Raw genomic sequence first — 17119 nt, 5'->3', positions numbered from 1 at the left:
ATGAGTAACATGCGTCATCAGGAATTAGGATTATCAGATGAACAAGCGATTGACATATATAGAACCATGCTTTTAGCAAGAAAAATTGATGAACGGATGTGGCTTTTAAACCGTTCTGGAAAAATTCCATTCGTCATCTCTTGTCAAGGACAGGAAGCGCAGCAAGTCGGTGCCGCTTTTGCCCTCAATAGGGAAGAGGATTACGTTTTACCTTATTACCGTGATATGGGGGTTGTCCTTGCATTCGGGATGACGGCGAAAGATTTAATGATGTCTGGTTTTGCGAAAAAAGACGATCCAAACTCAGGCGGGAGACAGATGCCAGGTCATTTTGGGCAAAGATCAAACCGAATTGTGACTGGATCATCGCCTGTGACAACACAGGTTCCTCATGCGGTTGGCATCGCACTTGCCGGGCGTCTAGAGCAAAAGAATTTTGTTAGCTTTGTCACGTTCGGTGAAGGCTCTTCAAACCAAGGAGACTTTCACGAAGGCGCCAACTTTGCTGCGGTGCATAAGCTGCCTGTTATTTTCATGTGTGAAAACAATAAGTATGCGATTTCTGTCCCGTATGACAAACAAGTGGCATGTGAGCGTATTTCAGATCGTGCAATAGGGTACGGAATGCCAGGTGTGACGGTTGATGGAAATGATCCGCTTGAAGTGTATGCAGCGGTCAAAGAAGCGAGAGACCGTGCGGCAAGAGGCGAAGGCCCAACATTGATCGAAACCATTTCTTACCGGTTAACTGCGCATTCAAGTGATGACGATGATTCTAGCTATCGAGAAAAAGAAGAAGTGCTCGAAGCTAGAAAGAAAGATCCGCTCATTCAATATGAAACGTACTTAATCGAAGGAAATGTCATGACTTCTGAAATGAAAGAAGACATGACCAAAGAAATCATGCAAATCGTAAACGAAGCCACTGATGAAGCGGAAAATGCAGCTTATGCCGATGCAGAAAGCGCACTTCGTTACGTGTATGCGGAGTAAGGGGGAAGAAAAATGCCTGTTATGTCATATATAGACGCTATTACACTAGCGATGAAAGAAGAAATGGAGCGAGATCCGAAAGTGTTTGTGCTCGGAGAGGATGTCGGGAAAAAAGGCGGCGTATTTAAAGCAACAGCGGGTCTTTACGAGCAATTTGGAGAAGCGCGCGTCATGGATACACCTCTTGCCGAATCAGCGATTGCAGGTGTAGGTATTGGGGCTGCTATGTATGGAATGCGTCCGATCGCAGAGATGCAATTTGCGGATTTTATTATGCCAGCCATCAACCAAATCATTTCAGAGGCTGCAAAAATTAGATATCGTTCCAATAATGATTGGAGCTGCCCAATGGTCATTCGTGCTCCTTACGGGGGCGGCGTACACGGGGCGCTTTATCATTCACAATCGGTCGAAGCCATTTTTGCCAATCAGCCAGGCTTAAAGATTGTGATGCCTTCTACACCTTATGATGTCAAAGGGTTGTTAAAAGCCGCAGTGCGTGATCCAGATCCTGTATTGTTCTTTGAACACAAACGTGCATACCGTCTCATTAAAGGAGAAGTGCCTGAAGAGGATTATACGCTCCCTATTGGAAAAGCGGATGTGAAACGAGAAGGCGATGACATTACGGTCATTACATATGGCCTTTGTGTTCATTTTGCCCTCCAAGCAGCAGAGCGCCTTGCGAAGGACGGAATTTCTGCTCATATTCTCGATTTACGTACAGTGTACCCGCTTGATCAAGAAGCGATTATTGAAGCGGCATCAAAAACAGGGAAAGTACTCTTGTTAACAGAAGATACAAAAGAAGGAAGCATCATGAGTGAAGTAGCGGCCATCATTTCAGAGCACTGCTTGTTTGATTTAGATGCGCCAATTAAACGTCTAGCAGGACCTGATATCCCTGCAATGCCTTATGCACCGACAATGGAGAAATTCTTCATGGTTAATCCGGATAAGGTAGAAGCTGAAATGAGAGAACTAGCGGCGTTTTAAGAAAGAGGAGGGTTTCAAAGTGGCAACTGAACAAATGAAAATGCCTCAGCTTGGTGAAAGTGTAACAGAAGGAACCATTAGCAAATGGCTCGTTTCACCTGGCGATCATGTGAATAAATACGATCCGATTGCGGAAGTCATGACAGATAAAGTAAATGCAGAAGTTCCGTCATCCTATACAGGAACAATCACTAAACTAGCGGCTGCAGAGGGTGATACACTTCAAGTAGGAGAAGTGTTCTGTGAAATTGAAGTAGAAGGCAGTGCGCAGCAGAGTGCGAAAACAGAAGAGGCGCCTGCGCAAGATGAAGCACCAGAACCTGACCAAACAAATGTGGATCAGAGTCAAAAGAAACGATACTCTCCGGCAGTCCTGCGTTTAGCAGATGAGCACGGAATTGATTTAGCGGCTGTTCATGGAACGGGAGCTGGCGGCAGAATCACAAGAAAAGATTTGCTGAAGCTTATCGAAAGTGGAGTCGCACAAGAAACGGCAGCACCTGTGAGTGAAGGTACGGGTCAAACAGAACCTGCAAAGCCGTCACAAGCAAAAGCAGCTCCTTCCATCCCTTCAATGCCTGGAGATGTTGAACTGCCGGTCACTCCGATTAGACAGGCGATTGCCGCAAACATGCTAAGAAGCAAGCATGAAATTCCACATGCCTGGACGATGATGGAAGTGGATGTGACAAACCTTGTGACAAGAAGAAATCAGCTAAAAGATCAATTCAAAGCAAAAGAAGGCTTTAATTTGACGTTCTTTGCGTTCTTTGTCAAAGCAGTGGCTCAGGCCTTAAAGGAATTCCCTGAAATGAACAGCATGTGGGCTGGTGATAAAATTGTTCAAAAGAAAGCGATCAATGTCTCCATTGCTGTTGCGACAGATGACGCTCTTTTTGTCCCAGTGATTAAAGATGCGGATGAGAAAACGATTAAGGGAATCGCCAAGGAAATTCATGAACTTGCTTTCAAGGTCAGACAAGGCAAACTGAAGCAAAGTGACATGGAAGGCGGCACTTTCACTGTGAACAACACAGGATCGTTTGGTTCGGTTCAATCAATGGGGATCATTAACTATCCGCAAGCAGCCATTTTACAAGTAGAATCTATTGTAAAGCGCCCGATGATTGTAAATGGTATGATTGCCGCAAGAGATATGGTGAATCTTTGTCTTTCATTAGATCATAGAGTACTCGATGGTCTTGTATGCGGTAGATTCCTGCAAAGAATTAAACAAATTCTTGAAGGCATTGACGAAGAGACGTCCGTCTATTAAGCTCATTTATATGTCCCCTTCTCACAATGAGAGGGGGATTTCCATATCAATCAGAAAGGAGCGATGAGATGTCTGGATTAGATTTCTTTGCTTTTCTTACGATTGGTCTGATGTTTATCACAGCCATTGCGTTCGCTTTTCTTCGGTATATTTCCAAATCACGCAATCATCCTGAACGCTTACTGCTCATCATATCGATCGTTTCAATCATTCAAATCGCCTATTGCTTGTTGATGATAGGTGGATTTAAAGGAGTCGCCAATAGTTTATTAGGCATTTCCCTTCTGATAGGTACACTGCTAGGGTATGCACTTGAATATTTATACAGACGTTATATCAAAAAAACGCCCGCATCGAAATGATGCAGGCGTTTTCTTTATTCTGCCGGAACAATAAAGGTCAAATGCTGTTTTAATACTTCAAGGGAAGAAGGAGCGGTCATGTATACTTCACCATCTGTATCTGCATCCATTTCCTCTTTAGTATGAATATGAATGCGGGATGCTTGTATAAGAGACAGGTCACCTTTAAAATCTTCTAGCTCTTCGCGGTTCATTGAAAAAATCTCTTTTAAAGCAGAGAAACTCGTATTTCTGCAAATTAAAATTTCGGCTTTTCCATCATCAATTGAAGCATTTGGCAGATCTATTTTATTTGTACCGATAAAGTGCCCATTCATGACAAGGACAATCACAGCTTCTTCTTCCCAGTTTTCCTCTTCCGTTTCAATGCGTACATAGAAAGGTTCTGTCTGCTGAAGGGTTCGAAGAGCGCTCGTGAAGTAACTGATTTTTCCGAGGACAGCTTTTTCTTTATCATTAATATTGTTTGAGGTATCTGCGATGAGACCAATCCCCCAAAAATTTAAAAGGTATCGATCATCTGCTTTGATTAAATCGACCTTTTTTTCAGTGCCATCTATCACCATTTGAGCGGCCTTTGGCATCTGCTGCGGGATGCCTAGCGTTCTAGAAAAGTCATTGCACGTCCCGCCAGGTAAAATCGCTACAGCTGGCCTTTTTTCTAAACCGCCAATTCCATTCATACATTCATGGACGGTTCCGTCTCCGCCTAGTATAATCAACAATTCAATCGACTCATCCATCTCGCGGCAGAAATGATAGGCATCATTCGGCTGTTTTGTAGGCTTAAGGATGAGTTCATCAATATGTAAAGAAAGAAGAGGCACTGTTTGACCTAGTGTTTTTTCCATGTTTTTTTGTCCAGCATTTCCGTTATAAATGAGTATCGCTTTTTTGAATTGTGCCATCACGCAGTTCTCCCTTTCATCACTTTATTATCACTTTTCCCCAATTCCACAGGTCATAAACGACGTTTGAAAAAAGTGAAGGGGGCGAAACAAGACATTTGCCCGCCGGCGTTTTCCTTGATATGATGTAGTTAAAATGGTTTGGTACGTAGAAGGAGTGGACGGTTATGAATATTGATTTTAATTTATTTATGAATGATATTGTGAAACAAGCACGAGAAGAAATTAAACAGGCAGGCTATACGGAACTGACAACAGCTGAAGAAGTTGATGAAGCGCTAACGAAAAAAGGAACGACACTTGTCATGGTGAATTCAGTGTGCGGCTGTGCAGGCGGTATTGCTAGACCAGCGGCTGGTTATTCTGTTCATTACGATAAGCGTCCAGATCAATTGCTCACAGTGTTTGCTGGACAGGACAAAGAAGCAACCGCAAGAGCACGTGAATACTTTGAAGGCTTCCCGCCATCTTCACCATCATTTGCTCTATTAAAAGACGGGAAGATCATTAAAATGGTCGAACGTCACGAAATCGAAGGACATGAACCGATGGAAGTGGTGTCAAAACTTCAAGCCGCTTTCGATGAGTATTGCGAAGAAGTGTAACATGTTACTTTTGAATGAATCATTTAAAGGCAGTCCGGTCTTTTGATCGGTCTGTTTTTTTGTTTTACATGACATAAGAATCAAAATAATTTTAGCAAAATACTATTGCATATCAAAAAGAAAGTGTTTAAAATACATTATAGTGAATAAATATTCAAATCTACTCATGATTTTAAATACTAGGAGGCATTATCATATGAAAAAGTGGTTATTATTACTTATGACAGCTGGTCTTGCAGCTGCATTAGCAGCATGCGGAACTTCTTCTAATAATTCAAACGCATCAGGAGACGACAAAACACTCATTATGGCGACTTCAGCAGATTATCCGCCATTTGAATCAAAAGACGGTGATAAAATTATCGGTTTTGATGTCGACCTTGCTACAGCTCTAGCGAAAAAGAACGGCTACAAGCTAGAAATTCAAGATATGGACTTTGCAAGCCTCGTGTCAGCTCTTAAAACAAATAAAGCTGATATTGTGCTTGCAGGCATGACACCTACTGAAAAACGTAAAAAACAAGTTGATTTCTCAGATGTTTACTACAACGCTGAAAACTTGGTTGTATCTAAAAAATCTAGCGGTATAAAAACAGAGAAAGATTTAAAAGACAAAACGGTTGGCGTTCAATTAGGTTCTATCCAGCAAGATGAAGCAAACGGATTGCAAAAGAAATATAACTTAACAGTTGAAGATCGTAATAAAATTTCTGATATCATTCAAGAAATTAAAGCAGGCCGTTTTGATGCAGCTATTATTGAAGATAAAGTAGCGGCTGGCTACTTGAAAAAGGAAAAAGATTTCCAAGCATTTGGATTGAATAGCTCAAACGAAGGTTCAGCCATTGCATTCAAAAAAAATAGCGACTTAACAGCGAAATTCAATAAATCATTAAAAGAAATGAAGGATAATGGCGAACTTGATAAACTCATTAAAAAATGGTTTGCTGATGAAAAGTAAGTCAGGAAAAGGATCAGCGTCATTCATGAAAATCAAGTAGAAAGCGCTGAAAAGTTCAACATGTGTTGAACTTTTTTCCTGTTTTATTCTTTGATTTTATCTGAAGGAAAAAAAGGAGAATATCATGATGGATTTTAAAGATGTCATACCTCAGATGCCCTTTATTTTAGAAGGTCTTAAAGTAACGCTTTCTATTGTTGTGGTATCACTGTTCCTTGGTTTTATTTTAGGAATCTTATTAACGCTCTGTAAAATTAGTGTATTTAAGCCGCTTATCTGGCTAGCAGATTTTTATACGTCAATCTTCCGAGGCACACCGCTTGTGCTTCAGCTTTTGATTATTTATTTTGGTCTTCCCCAGCTGCTCGGCTTTCAAATTGATCAATACTGGGCAGCTGTAGCAGCATTTTCACTAAACTCGGCGGCGTACGTTTCTGAGATCATTCGTGCAGGAATCAATGCCATTGATAAAGGGCAAAAAGAAGCGGCCGTTGCTTTAGGTATCCCGTATGCTAAAATGATGAAGGACTTATTGCTTCCGCAAGCATTCAAAAATATTTCACCAGCACTTGTGAACGAAACGATTACACTGACAAAAGAATCAGCGATTGTCACAGTCATTGGACTGGGCGATGTCATGAGACGAGCTTATCAAGCAGGTGCCGTCACCTATAACTATCTTGAACCGCTTATTTTTGCGGGTCTCATCTATTATGTCATCGTGCTTATTCTTACCTTCGTCGGCAAATCGGTGGAAAGGAAGTTAAAATCAAATGATTAAAATAGAGAAACTCACAAAATCTTTCGGTAAAAATGAAGTGTTGAAAGGGATTGATACCACGATTAAAGAAGGCGAAGTGGTAGCTGTCATCGGGCCTTCTGGTTCAGGAAAATCAACATTTCTTCGCTGTATTAACTTACTTGAAAAACCGACTTCTGGAGTGATTACGATTCAGGGGACGGAAATTACCAATCCAAAAACAAATGCACTAAAAGTGCGCGAGAATATTGGTATGGTGTTTCAACATTTCCACTTATTCCCGCACAAAACAGTGCTAGAAAATATTACGTATGCGCCAATGAATGTAAAGAACCAATCGAAGGAAGACAGCATCAAGCAGGCAGAGGAGCTTTTAAAAAAGGTTGGACTTTTAGAGAAAAAAGATGATTATCCGAACCGGCTGTCAGGTGGTCAAAAGCAGCGTGTCGCCATTGCACGTGCCCTTGCGATGACACCAGACATCATGCTTTTTGACGAGCCGACGTCTGCTCTTGATCCAGAAATGGTAAAGGAAGTATTAGAGGTCATGAAAGAGCTCGCTCAATCTGGGATGACGCTGATGATCGTCACACATGAAATGGGCTTTGCAAAAGAAGTAGCAGACCGTGTGATCTTTATGGATGATGGGAAAATTGTAGAGGATGCCAATCCTGTAGAATTCTTTGAATCTCCGTCTTCACAGCGTGCTCAAGATTTCTTACAAAAAATATTATAATGAAAAAAACGAGGAGGAGACTTAACATCTCCTTCTTTTTTTGATTATAATGGGGAAAGTAAAAAAAGTTCATCATTTCACAAAAGTAGACAGAAAAGAGTGAATCACATCATGTTTAAAATCGGCTACCGAACGCTGAAAACAGCATTAGGAACAGCTCTAGCCATTTACATTGCACAAATGCTCGGTCTGCAAAACTATTCAGCTGCCGGCATTATTACGATTCTTTGTATTCAGGTGACGAAAAAAAGGTCACTCCTCGCATCTGGGGCCCGCTTTGCCGCATGCAGTCTTGCCATCTTATTTTCTTATTTATTTTTTGATCTGATTGGGTATCATCCTTTTGTCATTGGACTGATGCTGCTCGTCTTTATTCCAACAACGGTCTTGCTTCGGATTAAAGAAGGGATTGTCACAAGTTCAGTGATTATCCTTCATTTGTATATGTCTGGAGGCATTACGCTTCATCTCATCTGGAATGAGCTTTTACTCATCACCATTGGTGTAGGGGTCGCACTCATTATGAACCTGTATATGCCTAGCGTTGATAAAAAGCTGAAACAATACAGTGAACAAATTGAAGCGAATTTTGCGAAAATCTTTGAAGAAATCGAGCAATATTTAATGACCGGAAAACAAGACTGGACAGGAAAAGAAATTCCAGAGACGCATCAATTGATTAAAGAAGCGAAGGCTCTTGCATACCGTGATGTTGAAAACCATGTCTTAAGACATGAAAATCTGTATTATCATTATTTCAACATGAGACAAAAGCAATTTGAAATCATTGAGCGTGTGCTTCCGAAAATTACGTCCATTTCTGTTACAACGGAGCATGGGCAAATCATTGCAGAATATATTAGAGATTTACGAGAACATATTCACCCAGGGAACACGGCGCATAAGTTCTTAAGACGCCTGATTGATATGAAAGAAGAGTTTGATGCACTGCCGCTTCCGCAAACACGTGAAGAATTTGAAGCTAGAGCCGCACTCTTTCATTTTCTCGGGGAAATGGAACAATATTTGGTGCTGAAAAGTTATTTTAAAGGGATGAAAGAATAAAGACGCATGAGTTCCTCCTTCATTGGTCAATCTAATGAAAAAGGAGGAGCCTATGCGTCTTTTATTTTATACTGTGCTGACCATGTCCCTTTCACCCATCTGGCCGCTTGGGCAAAACCCGCTTCCAGGAGACCCGTATGTCATTATTAATAAACAAACAAACGAGCTTGCGTATATTGATCATGGGAAAATTCAAAAAGTCTACCCGGCTTCTACTGGCAAAACAGCTGATTTAACGCCAGAAGGTGAATTTACGATTATGATCAAAGCGAAAGATCCTTATTACAGAAGAAAAAATATTGAAGGCGGCGCGAAGAATAACCCACTCGGCCGAAGGTGGATTGGATTTGATGCGCGAGGAACCGACGGGAGAACCTATGGCATTCATGGAACAAGTGATGAGACATCGATAGGGAAATTTATTACGGCGGGCTGTGTACGTCTTCATAATCAAGATGTAGAACGGCTATTTGATCAGCTTCCAGTTGGTACAAAGGTATGGATCACGACATCAAGCGATGCATTTGAAAAACTGGCCAAAGACAAACAGGCCATTCGTTAAAAAACGAATCACCTGCTTGTCTGCTTTTTTATCAACACTTTATAAAAAGGCTGCCGCTCCTGCTAAAAGTGAAGAAATTAACAGTAAGCTAATCATGAGCAATACCATAAATTTCATGAATTTCTGAGACATATCGCACCCCTATAATCAAATGTTTTTGCGACGAGCGCACCTTTCTTTATTCTAGCTCGTTTTTACGCAGGCGACAAGTGATGTACAAAGGAAGTGAACGGATGAATCAAATCGATCATATAGCCATTGCCGTTTTTTCAATTCAAAAAACAGCACGTACGTTCTCCAGGCTGTTTAACTGGGAATTTTCAGACATAGAAGTACTTCCAAATCAAGGGGTCAAAGTATCTTTTGCTTCCCTAGGTGATCTGCACATTGAGTTGATTGAACCGATATCAAATCACAGCACATTACATACCTTCTTAACAAAAAGAGGAGAGGGGCTTCATCATATTGCATTAAAGTCAGGTGACATTCAGGCTGATCTCAGTCAACTTGACGAGCTCGGCATGCAGCTCATTCAAAAGGACGCACAAAATGGTGCGAACGGAAAGCGCATCGCGTTTATTTCACCAAAAGAAACGTCAGGTGTGCTATTTGAATTGTGTGCGCCATTGAAAGGAGAGAAACAGGAAGATGCATGAATCGTTCAATGACTTGTCTGAATGGCGCGAGAAAGCTTTAAGGGGTGGCGGTGAAAAACGAGCAGCGGCTCACCGAAACAAAGGAAAGCTGACTGTTCGTCAGCGGCTTCATGAACTTCTTGATGAAGGCAGCTTTATGGAAATCCAGTCATTTGCTAAAGGCTCCCGCTCAGAGCATTTAGGGGATGGCGTTGTCACTGGGACGGGACTGATTCATGGGAAACAAGTAGGCGTTTATGCACAAGATGCGACCGTGTACGGGGGTTCACTAGGGGACATGCATGCGAAAAAAATAGCGGCTTTAATGGATTTGGCGGCTAAAAATCAAATGCCTGTTATCGGTCTAAAAGACTCAGGTGGTGCGAGAATTCAAGAGGGTGTGGTATCATTAGAGGGATATGGTCAGATTTTTAAACGGAATGTGCTGTACTCTGGTCAAATTCCGCAAATATCCGTTATTTTAGGCTCCTGTGCGGGAGGTGCAGTTTATTCACCTGCATTGACGGATTTTGTATTCATGACGGAGCAAACAGCTCATATGTTTTTAACTGGTCCGAAAGTGATAGAAAAAGCAACAGGAGAGACGGTCTGTCCTGACCGGCTTGGAGGTGCAGCAGTTCAGCATCAAACAAGCGGGAATGTGCACTATACAGGGAAAGATGAGAGAGACGTGTTAAAAGCAGTTCGAACGCTTTTAACGTACATACCAACGAAACGACGGCCTGTCATTCATCGTAAGGTGCAAAAGCATGATGCGAGCGATCTTGGGAACATCTTGCCAAAGGAGCCATCACGCACTTATGATGTCAAACAAGTGGTGACAGCGATCACCGACCACGGCTCATTTTTTGAAACGCAGCGTTGTTTCTCCAAAAATATCGTCACAGGTTTTGCCAGATTACAAGGGTCTTCCATTGGTCTTGTAGCCAATCAGCCTAAGGTGCTGGCAGGAAGCCTTGACCTCGATGCTGCTGATAAAGCGGCTCGGTTTATTCGATTTTGCGATGCATTTCACATTCCCATTTTAACCCTTGTGGACGTTCCTGGTTTTTTGCCAGGTGAGAAAGCTGAGCATGCAGGCATTATCCGCCACGGCGCAAAGCTTCTGTATGCGTATGCTGAGGCGACTGTTCCAAAAATCACTGTGATTTTGAGAAAGGCGTTTGGCGGCGCATACGTTGCGATGAATAGTAAGGGATTAGGTGCTGACTTTGTATATGCATGGCCAGAGGCAGAAATTGATGTCATGGGAAAATCGTTTGCAGACGAAATTGTTCATCCTGCTTTGCGTGAGGTGGACAATGAACCTAGTGTCATCAAGGCAGCACAATTAGGATTAATCGACGATATTTTAATGCCAGATGAAACGAGAGAGCGGCTCATTCGCTCATTTGACCTGCTTCGCAGTAAGGAAGAAGATAGACCGTTAAAAAAGCATGGAAACATGCCGCTATAAGAGGAGGAACATCATCATGATCAATGAGAAACGCTTATTAGACGAATTTTTAGAACTTGTTCAAATCGATTCAGAAACGAAACATGAAGAAAAAATTGTTGAAGTCCTAAAAGAGAAATTTACTGGTTTAGGGCTTAATGTAGTCGAAGATGATTCAAAAGAGACAACCGGCCATGGAGCAGGCAATCTTATTTGCACACTTGAAGGGAATCAAGAGGCAGATACGATTTATTTTACTTCTCATATGGATACAGTTGTACCAGGTAATGGTGTTAAGCCAGTCATTGAAGACGGCTATGTCAAGACAGATGGCACAACCATTCTTGGTGCTGACGATAAAACAGGGCTTGCTGCAATGTTTGAAGCGATCCGTGTCCTAAAAGAGAAAAATGTACCGCATGGCAAGATTGAATTTGTCATTACAGCTGGTGAAGAATCAGGACTTGTAGGAGCAAAAGCGTTAGATCCGAAACTGATGACAGCAAAATATGGTTATGCCCTTGATTCAGATGGCAAGGTCGGTACCATTATCGTGGCTGCGCCAACACAGGCGAAAGTACGCGCAACCATTTACGGAAAAACAGCTCACGCAGGTGTGGCACCAGAAAAAGGCGTTTCTGCGATTACGATTGCTTCAAAAGCGATCGCCAGCATGCCGCTTGGCCGTATTGATGAAGAAACAACGGCGAATATCGGCCGCTTTGAAGGAGGAACACAAACGAATATTGTCTGTGATCAAGTGGATATTTTGGCAGAGGCACGTTCTTTAGAACCGGCAAAAATGGAAGCGCAAGTAGCGAAAATGAAAGAAGCCTTTGAAAAAACCGCTAAAGAAATGGGCGGAAGTGCCGATGTACAAATTGACATCATGTATCCAGGCTTTAAATTCTCACACGGCGATCAAGTCGTTGAAGTGGCGAAAAAAGCGGCTGCGAAAATTGGCCGTCCTTCAGAACTACAGACAAGCGGGGGAGGCAGTGATGCAAACGTCATTGCTGGAAACGGCATCCCGACCGTCAACCTAGCTGTTGGATATGAAGATATTCATACGAAAAATGAGAAAATGCCGATTGAAGAATTAGTCAAGACAGCTGAAATGGTTCTCGCCATTATCGAAGAAACGACAAATCCATCGTAAAGGCAGGAGACTCTGTGAGCACGCAAAAGATCATTATTTTCCAAGTGGGACAAGAGGATTTTGGTATCAGCGTAGAGCATATACGCTCGATTGAGAAGGTCCCTTATTTACAAGAAGTATCGAACCTTCCAAAAGAGATTAAAGGACTCATGTCGTTAAGAGGAGAGGTCATTCCAGTCAGTGACACAGGTGTCATGCTGCACGGAAAACCTCTGGATGTAACCGAACAGTCTAAGGTTCTACTATTTGAATTAAACGATCAAATGATTGGCTGCCTTGTTTCTGATGCAAAAGATATCATTGATATCGAGCTAAGTGAGATCAAGCCATTTCATATGAACACAAAAGCATCTGAATATTTCTTCGGCGTCGTTGAGAGAGAGAACAAGATGATTTTACAAGTGGACCCTAATAAGTTTCTAGGGAAAATTGAGGATCTTGATCAATTGCCTGAGCGATTGAAAGAGGAATTGGCATAAACAAAGGCCCCTTATCCATGGATAAGGGGTCATTTTGCGTGCCGGAGCTCACGAATCTTTTATTTGTTGCGCTCTACAGAAGACAAATATAGCCCCCTTATCATGTTTAGGTAAGGGGGCTATAATTTATTCAGCTGCTGGGTTAATTGAATCGTTTGCCGCAGCTTTTGTTTTTGATTTTTGGTACATCACATTTAAAATAATCGTTTGAATGGTGAGTAAAAGTCCACTTGTCATCCAATATAAAGGAAGAGCAGCGGGAGCATTAATTGATAGAAACAGCATCATGACTGGGAAAATCATGCCCATGATTTTTGCTTGTTTCAGTGCAGCTTCTGTTTGGGTGCCTGATTGCTTTGCGAATTTTTGTGTGACATAAAATTGCAAGAAATACATGGCCCCTGCAAAGATTGCCATCAAAAGATCAGTTTGTCCTAAGTTAAACCATAAGAACGAATGCGTTGCGATCTCAGGTGTTGAGCGAATTGCCGAGTAAAAGCCAAGAACAATTGGGATTTGAATCAGCATCGGCAGACAGCCCATTGCCAGCGGGTTCACATTGTTGTCTTTATATACTTTCATCATTTCCATTTGCAGTTCTTTTTGTTTTTCAGGTTCTTTCGTTTTTTTCAATTTGCTTTGTATTTGGTCAATCTGAGGTTTAACGAGTGCCATTTTCTCTTGCATCACTCTCTGCTTTTTAAATTGGTTTGCAAAAAGCGGGAAAATAAGCAGCCGGACAATCAATGTCACGAACATAATGGATAAACCGTAGTCATCATGGAAAAAGTTCGCAAGCCAGATAATCAACTCAGAAAAAGGCTGAACAAAATAATGATGGAAAAACCCATCAGAGCTTGTATTTGTTTGCGCACTCGCAGCAAATGCCGGTGACGCTACCATCATCAAAAATAAAGTCGTACAAATTGTCAATAAACGTTTCAATTCATTTCCTCCTCAATAATAAAATCTAATAAGAGAGAGGAAGCGAATGGTCTTCATCATCATTTGATGATCTTTTCATTCGAATGACTTTACTAATCCAAGTTGTAATGCGATCATATATGATAAACAGAAAGTCTGTTCGATTCAAACAAGATGCGTCCAACTCTTCGAAACGATGTCCTCCGAGGTGCTCGTTCATTCGGCAGTCTTTTAATAAGAAAGCAATACCGATGGCGGTCAGCGCTGGAAGAATAATCGTAAAGAATTCAACAAGGAAAAAGACTTCATTGAATGTATCAATAATCATGATTATCACATCCATTTCATTACTCACAGTGTACTATACACCATATGAAATGTCTAATGGAACAAACAGGTGAAATTACGGTGAAGTGAAGGAAAGTAGATCACCTAAGGAGGCAAGCAAATGGCTGATTCTCAAAAGAAGGGGCGAATCATTTTTCATATTGATATGAATAGTTTTTATGCATCGGTAGAAATGGCGTATGATCCTTCTTTGAGAGGGAAACCTTTAGCCATTAGCGGAAATGCAAAAGAGCGCAAAGGGATAGTTGTGACCTGCAGCTACGAGGCAAGAGCACTCGGGGTGAAGCCGCCGATGCCACTCTGGGAAGCGAAGCGGCTATGCCCGGGACTGATTGTGCGTACACCCAACTTCGACCGGTACCGCAGCTCCTCACAAGAAATGTTTACCATACTAAGAGAATATAGTGACTTAGTTGAACCCGTTTCAATTGATGAAGGCTATATTGATTTAACCGATACCCCTTATGCTGAGCATGCCGTGAAAACCGCTCATGATATTCAAACGAGGCTCGTAGAAGAGCTCATGCTTCCATCGAGTATTGGCATTGCACCAAATAAATTTCTAGCGAAGATGGCGTCTAATTGGAAAAAGCCAATGGGCATAACCATTTTGCGTAAACGAGATGTCCCGACAATGCTCTGGCCGCTCCCTGCAGGTGACATGCATGGGGTTGGACAGAAAACGGCAGATAAGCTGAAAACCATCGGAATTCATACTATTGAAGATTTAGCAAAAGCGAATGAATATGCGCTGAAAGAGTTATTAGGCATCAATGGACCGAGGTTAAAGCAAAAAGCAAACGGAGAGCATGACGGCATTGTCGACCCAGAAAGAATATACGAATTTAAATCTGTCGGCAATTCTTCCACTCTTCCTCACGATTCTGATGATACAGATGAACTCGTCTCATTAATAGAGAAACTGTCGCAATCGGTGAGTGTCAGATTACGAAGAAAAGAAGTGATGGCAAATCGGCTGCTCATTATGATTCGGTATGCAAGCTGGAAAAATATCACACGGAGCGTCACACTCACGAATCCAACTGATCGAAAGGAAGATCTATTTGAGACGGCAAAGCATCTATTCCTAAAGCATTGGAATGACCAGCCAGTAAGACTTTTAGGTGTGACGGGGACCGATCTTGTGGAACGAAAATCAGCCGTCAAGCAGCTTGATTTATTCTCTTATACAGAAGATGCAAAAGACGAACCGCTCCAATCTCTTTTAGACGGACTGAAAGAAAAATACGGTAAACCACTCATCCAAAGAGGAGTAACCATTAAGGAAAAAGAGAGCAAAACAAGTGGTACAAGTTTTAATAAAGACTTTTTTCAGGACGAAAGAGGAAATGACTAGCCTGAAAACTTGATAAAAGAGGTGATGTTGTGGTAATTTCAAAGGGTACATCATTTCAGCAGTAATCAATATAGTGTGTTAGAAGGGACGTCAGAATTATGTCAAAACAACAAATCGGTGTCGTTGGACTAGCCGTTATGGGGAAAAACCTTGCCCTAAATATTGAAAGCCGCGGTTTCTCCGTGTCCGTTTATAACAGATCTAGCAGCAAAACAGAAGAGTTTCTTCAAGAATCACAAGGGAAAAACGTTGTAGGCACATACAGCATTGAAGAATTTGTTCAATCGCTTGAAACGCCGCGTAAAATTCTTTTAATGGTAAAAGCGGGTGCAGCAACAGATGCAACCATTCAATCATTATTGCCTCACCTAGAGAAAGGTGACATTTTAATTGATGGTGGAAATACATATTACAAGGATACACAAAGACGTAACCAAGAGCTTGCGGAAAGTGGTATTCACTTCATTGGTACAGGTGTTTCTGGCGGTGAAGAAGGCGCACTTAAAGGTCCTTCTATCATGCCTGGCGGTCAAAAAGAAGCGCACGAGCTTGTGAAACCAATTTTAGAAGCCATCTCTGCGAAAGTAGATGGTGAGCCTTGTACAACGTATATCGGTCCAGATGGAGCAGGACATTATGTCAAAATGGTTCATAACGGTATCGAGTACGGAGACATGCAATTGATCTCTGAATCATACTTTATCTTGAAGCATGTGGCAGGATTGTCAGCAGAGGAGCTTCATGAAGTATTCTCAGAGTGGAATAAAGGCGAGCTTGACAGCTATTTAATTGAAATTACAGCTGACATTTTCACAAAAGTGGATGAAGAAACAAATCAGCCACTTGTGGATGTGATCTTAGATAAAGCTGGACAAAAAGGAACTGGGAAATGGACGAGCCAAAGCTCTCTTGATCTAGGTGTTCCGCTTCCAATCATTACGGAGTCTGTTTTCGCGCGTTACATTTCAGCAATGAAAGATGAGCGTGTTGAAGCAAGTCAATTAATTGAAGGTCCTAAGCCAGCGCAATCAGCAGAGAATAAACAAGAGCTGATCGAAGCGGTTAGAAAAGCTCTCTTCATGAGTAAAATCTGCTCATATGCACAAGGTTTTGCGCAAATGAAAGCAGCGTCTGATGAGTATAACTGGGATTTGAAATACGGTGAAATTGCGATGATCTTCCGTGGTGGATGTATCATTCGTGCAGCCTTCCTGCAGCAAATCAAAGAAGCTTATGACCGTAACCCTGAATTGAAAAACCTATTGCTTGATCCTTACTTCAAGGATATCGTAGAAAGCTATCAATCATCACTTCGTAAAGTGATTTCACTTGCAGTAGAACAAGGTGTTCCTGTTCCTTCATTCTCAAGTGCACTTGCTTACTTTGATAGCTATCGTACAGCTGTCCTTCCAGCTAACTTAATTCAAGCACAGCGTGACTACTTCGGCGCACATACGTATGAGCGCACAGATAAAGAAGGCGTCTTCCATACTGAATGGATGAAATAAGTATACAACCTCAAAAGACCTTACCATTG

At 41.8% G+C, this 17119-nt stretch carries 20 protein-coding genes; 16 read left to right on the top strand and 4 right to left on the bottom strand.

Features of this window, described 5'->3' with window-relative positions; genetic code table 11:
- The 4 genes from V7L95_RS17795 to V7L95_RS17780 all read left to right on the top strand — a co-directional run bounded on the left by V7L95_RS17795 (position 1) and on the right by V7L95_RS17780 (position 3627).
- Positions 1 to 993, top strand: a complete 993-nt coding sequence (locus tag V7L95_RS17795; RefSeq protein WP_017357956.1) for a thiamine pyrophosphate-dependent dehydrogenase E1 component subunit alpha — start codon at positions 1 to 3, stop codon at positions 991 to 993.
- Positions 994 to 1005: 12 nt separating this feature from the next.
- Positions 1006 to 1989 carry an alpha-ketoacid dehydrogenase subunit beta gene (locus V7L95_RS17790; protein WP_007501148.1) on the top strand — a complete coding sequence of 328 codons (984 nt, stop codon included), beginning with the start codon at positions 1006 to 1008 and terminating at the stop codon, positions 1987 to 1989.
- A 19-nt stretch (positions 1990 to 2008) separates the two neighbouring features.
- Positions 2009 to 3265 (top strand): dihydrolipoamide acetyltransferase family protein, encoded by a 1257-nt coding sequence (locus V7L95_RS17785; protein WP_255835854.1) that lies wholly within the window; start codon positions 2009 to 2011, stop codon positions 3263 to 3265.
- A gap of 68 nt (positions 3266 to 3333) precedes the next feature.
- Positions 3334 to 3627: a YesK-like family protein gene (locus V7L95_RS17780; protein WP_008342236.1), complete on the top strand. Its 294-nt coding sequence runs from the start codon at positions 3334 to 3336 to the stop codon at positions 3625 to 3627.
- A 14-nt stretch (positions 3628 to 3641) separates the two neighbouring features.
- Here V7L95_RS17780 and V7L95_RS17775 read toward each other — a convergent pair whose 3' ends face one another.
- Entirely contained in the window at positions 3642 to 4535 is an 894-nt protein-coding gene (locus tag V7L95_RS17775) for a YegS/Rv2252/BmrU family lipid kinase (RefSeq protein ID WP_008342237.1), read from the bottom strand.
- A 167-nt stretch (positions 4536 to 4702) separates the two neighbouring features.
- On the opposite strand from V7L95_RS17775, the gene V7L95_RS17770 reads away from it, so the two are divergent.
- The 6 genes from V7L95_RS17770 to V7L95_RS17745 all read left to right on the top strand — a co-directional run bounded on the left by V7L95_RS17770 (position 4703) and on the right by V7L95_RS17745 (position 9224).
- Positions 4703 to 5140: a BrxA/BrxB family bacilliredoxin gene (locus tag V7L95_RS17770; protein ID WP_007501138.1), complete on the top strand. Its 438-nt coding sequence runs from the start codon at positions 4703 to 4705 to the stop codon at positions 5138 to 5140.
- A 196-nt stretch (positions 5141 to 5336) separates the two neighbouring features.
- Complete coding sequence (locus tag V7L95_RS17765) at positions 5337 to 6101, top strand: transporter substrate-binding domain-containing protein (RefSeq protein ID WP_008342238.1); 765 nt, start codon at positions 5337 to 5339, stop codon at positions 6099 to 6101.
- Positions 6102 to 6222: 121 nt separating this feature from the next.
- On the top strand, positions 6223 to 6882 hold the full coding sequence (locus V7L95_RS17760) for an amino acid ABC transporter permease (RefSeq protein WP_024718895.1): 660 nt from the start codon (positions 6223 to 6225) through the stop codon (positions 6880 to 6882).
- Positions 6875 to 7597 carry an amino acid ABC transporter ATP-binding protein gene (locus V7L95_RS17755; RefSeq protein WP_017357952.1) on the top strand — a complete coding sequence of 241 codons (723 nt, stop codon included), beginning with the start codon at positions 6875 to 6877 and terminating at the stop codon, positions 7595 to 7597. The genes V7L95_RS17760 and V7L95_RS17755 overlap by 8 nt, the downstream gene beginning before the upstream one ends.
- 111 nt (positions 7598 to 7708) lie before the next feature.
- On the top strand, positions 7709 to 8662 hold the full coding sequence (locus V7L95_RS17750) for an aromatic acid exporter family protein (RefSeq protein WP_007501130.1): 954 nt from the start codon (positions 7709 to 7711) through the stop codon (positions 8660 to 8662).
- Positions 8663 to 8714: 52 nt separating this feature from the next.
- Entirely contained in the window at positions 8715 to 9224 is a 510-nt protein-coding gene (locus V7L95_RS17745) for a L,D-transpeptidase (protein ID WP_008342241.1), read from the top strand.
- A 39-nt stretch (positions 9225 to 9263) separates the two neighbouring features.
- Here the strand turns inward: V7L95_RS17745 and prli42 are convergent, their stop codons facing one another.
- Entirely contained in the window at positions 9264 to 9356 is a 93-nt protein-coding gene (gene prli42 / locus V7L95_RS17740) for a stressosome-associated protein Prli42 (RefSeq protein WP_017357951.1), read from the bottom strand.
- Positions 9357 to 9457: 101 nt separating this feature from the next.
- Here prli42 and mce point away from each other — a divergent pair, with 101 nt between their 5' ends.
- From mce to V7L95_RS17720, 4 genes are read left to right on the top strand one after another with little or no spacing between them, the layout of a single operon-like run.
- Positions 9458 to 9880 (top strand): methylmalonyl-CoA epimerase, encoded by a 423-nt coding sequence (mce, locus tag V7L95_RS17735; protein ID WP_017367566.1) that lies wholly within the window; start codon positions 9458 to 9460, stop codon positions 9878 to 9880.
- A complete protein-coding gene (locus V7L95_RS17730) occupies positions 9873 to 11336 on the top strand; it encodes an acyl-CoA carboxylase subunit beta (RefSeq protein ID WP_017357949.1) in 1464 nt (487 codons plus the stop codon). Before mce ends, V7L95_RS17730 begins: the two co-directional genes overlap by 8 nt.
- A 16-nt stretch (positions 11337 to 11352) precedes the next feature.
- On the top strand, positions 11353 to 12474 hold the full coding sequence (locus V7L95_RS17725; protein WP_035390776.1) for a tripeptidase T: 1122 nt from the start codon (positions 11353 to 11355) through the stop codon (positions 12472 to 12474).
- Between the two features lie 14 nt (positions 12475 to 12488).
- A complete protein-coding gene (locus V7L95_RS17720; RefSeq protein ID WP_008342245.1) occupies positions 12489 to 12953 on the top strand; it encodes a chemotaxis protein CheW in 465 nt (154 codons plus the stop codon).
- A 126-nt stretch (positions 12954 to 13079) separates the two neighbouring features.
- Here the strand turns inward: V7L95_RS17720 and V7L95_RS17715 are convergent, their stop codons facing one another.
- Both V7L95_RS17715 and V7L95_RS17710 read right to left on the bottom strand, forming a co-directional pair.
- On the bottom strand, positions 13080 to 13898 hold the full coding sequence (locus tag V7L95_RS17715; protein WP_251185759.1) for a membrane protein insertase YidC: 819 nt from the start codon (positions 13896 to 13898) through the stop codon (positions 13080 to 13082).
- A 25-nt stretch (positions 13899 to 13923) separates the two neighbouring features.
- Entirely contained in the window at positions 13924 to 14205 is a 282-nt protein-coding gene (locus tag V7L95_RS17710) for a hypothetical protein (RefSeq protein ID WP_060781181.1), read from the bottom strand.
- 120 nt (positions 14206 to 14325) lie between these two features.
- Here V7L95_RS17710 and V7L95_RS17705 point away from each other — a divergent pair, with 120 nt between their 5' ends.
- Both V7L95_RS17705 and gndA read left to right on the top strand, forming a co-directional pair.
- Entirely contained in the window at positions 14326 to 15582 is a 1257-nt protein-coding gene (locus V7L95_RS17705) for a DNA polymerase IV (RefSeq protein ID WP_251185758.1), read from the top strand.
- A 98-nt stretch (positions 15583 to 15680) separates the two neighbouring features.
- Positions 15681 to 17090, top strand: a complete 1410-nt coding sequence (gndA, locus tag V7L95_RS17700; protein WP_017357947.1) for an NADP-dependent phosphogluconate dehydrogenase — start codon at positions 15681 to 15683, stop codon at positions 17088 to 17090.
- Positions 17091 to 17119 lie beyond the last annotated feature (29 nt).

The sequence above is a fragment of the Bacillus sp. PPSBB_11 genome (assembly GCF_038023285.1).
GTDB classification, from domain to species: Bacteria; Bacillota; Bacilli; order Bacillales; family Bacillaceae; genus Bacillus; species Bacillus altitudinis.
The sequence above is the reverse complement of the archived record's forward strand: the minus strand, read 5'-3'. Positions and strand labels throughout refer to the sequence as shown.

Bases quoted from the DNA above. Each gene is read 5' to 3' on its own strand.
- V7L95_RS17795 (WP_017357956.1), top strand. From the start codon at position 1: ATGAGTAACATGCGTCATCAGGAATTAGGATTATCAGATGAACAAGCG.
- V7L95_RS17725 (WP_035390776.1), top strand. From the start codon at position 11,353: ATGATCAATGAGAAACGCTTATTAGACGAATTTTTAGAACTTGTTCAA.
- gndA (WP_017357947.1), top strand. From the start codon at position 15,681: ATGTCAAAACAACAAATCGGTGTCGTTGGACTAGCCGTTATGGGGAAA.
- V7L95_RS17745 (WP_008342241.1), top strand. From the start codon at position 8,715: ATGCGTCTTTTATTTTATACTGTGCTGACCATGTCCCTTTCACCCATC.
- V7L95_RS17710 (WP_060781181.1), bottom strand. From the start codon at position 14,205: ATGATTATTGATACATTCAATGAAGTCTTTTTCCTTGTTGAATTCTTT.
- V7L95_RS17770 (WP_007501138.1), top strand. From the start codon at position 4,703: ATGAATATTGATTTTAATTTATTTATGAATGATATTGTGAAACAAGCA.
- V7L95_RS17780 (WP_008342236.1), top strand. From the start codon at position 3,334: ATGTCTGGATTAGATTTCTTTGCTTTTCTTACGATTGGTCTGATGTTT.
- V7L95_RS17705 (WP_251185758.1), top strand. From the start codon at position 14,326: ATGGCTGATTCTCAAAAGAAGGGGCGAATCATTTTTCATATTGATATG.
- prli42 (WP_017357951.1), bottom strand. From the start codon at position 9,356: ATGTCTCAGAAATTCATGAAATTTATGGTATTGCTCATGATTAGCTTA.
- V7L95_RS17765 (WP_008342238.1), top strand. From the start codon at position 5,337: ATGAAAAAGTGGTTATTATTACTTATGACAGCTGGTCTTGCAGCTGCA.
- V7L95_RS17790 (WP_007501148.1), top strand. From the start codon at position 1,006: ATGCCTGTTATGTCATATATAGACGCTATTACACTAGCGATGAAAGAA.
- V7L95_RS17775 (WP_008342237.1), bottom strand. From the start codon at position 4,535: ATGGCACAATTCAAAAAAGCGATACTCATTTATAACGGAAATGCTGGA.
- V7L95_RS17730 (WP_017357949.1), top strand. From the start codon at position 9,873: ATGCATGAATCGTTCAATGACTTGTCTGAATGGCGCGAGAAAGCTTTA.
- V7L95_RS17755 (WP_017357952.1), top strand. From the start codon at position 6,875: ATGATTAAAATAGAGAAACTCACAAAATCTTTCGGTAAAAATGAAGTG.
- mce (WP_017367566.1), top strand. From the start codon at position 9,458: ATGAATCAAATCGATCATATAGCCATTGCCGTTTTTTCAATTCAAAAA.
- V7L95_RS17750 (WP_007501130.1), top strand. From the start codon at position 7,709: ATGTTTAAAATCGGCTACCGAACGCTGAAAACAGCATTAGGAACAGCT.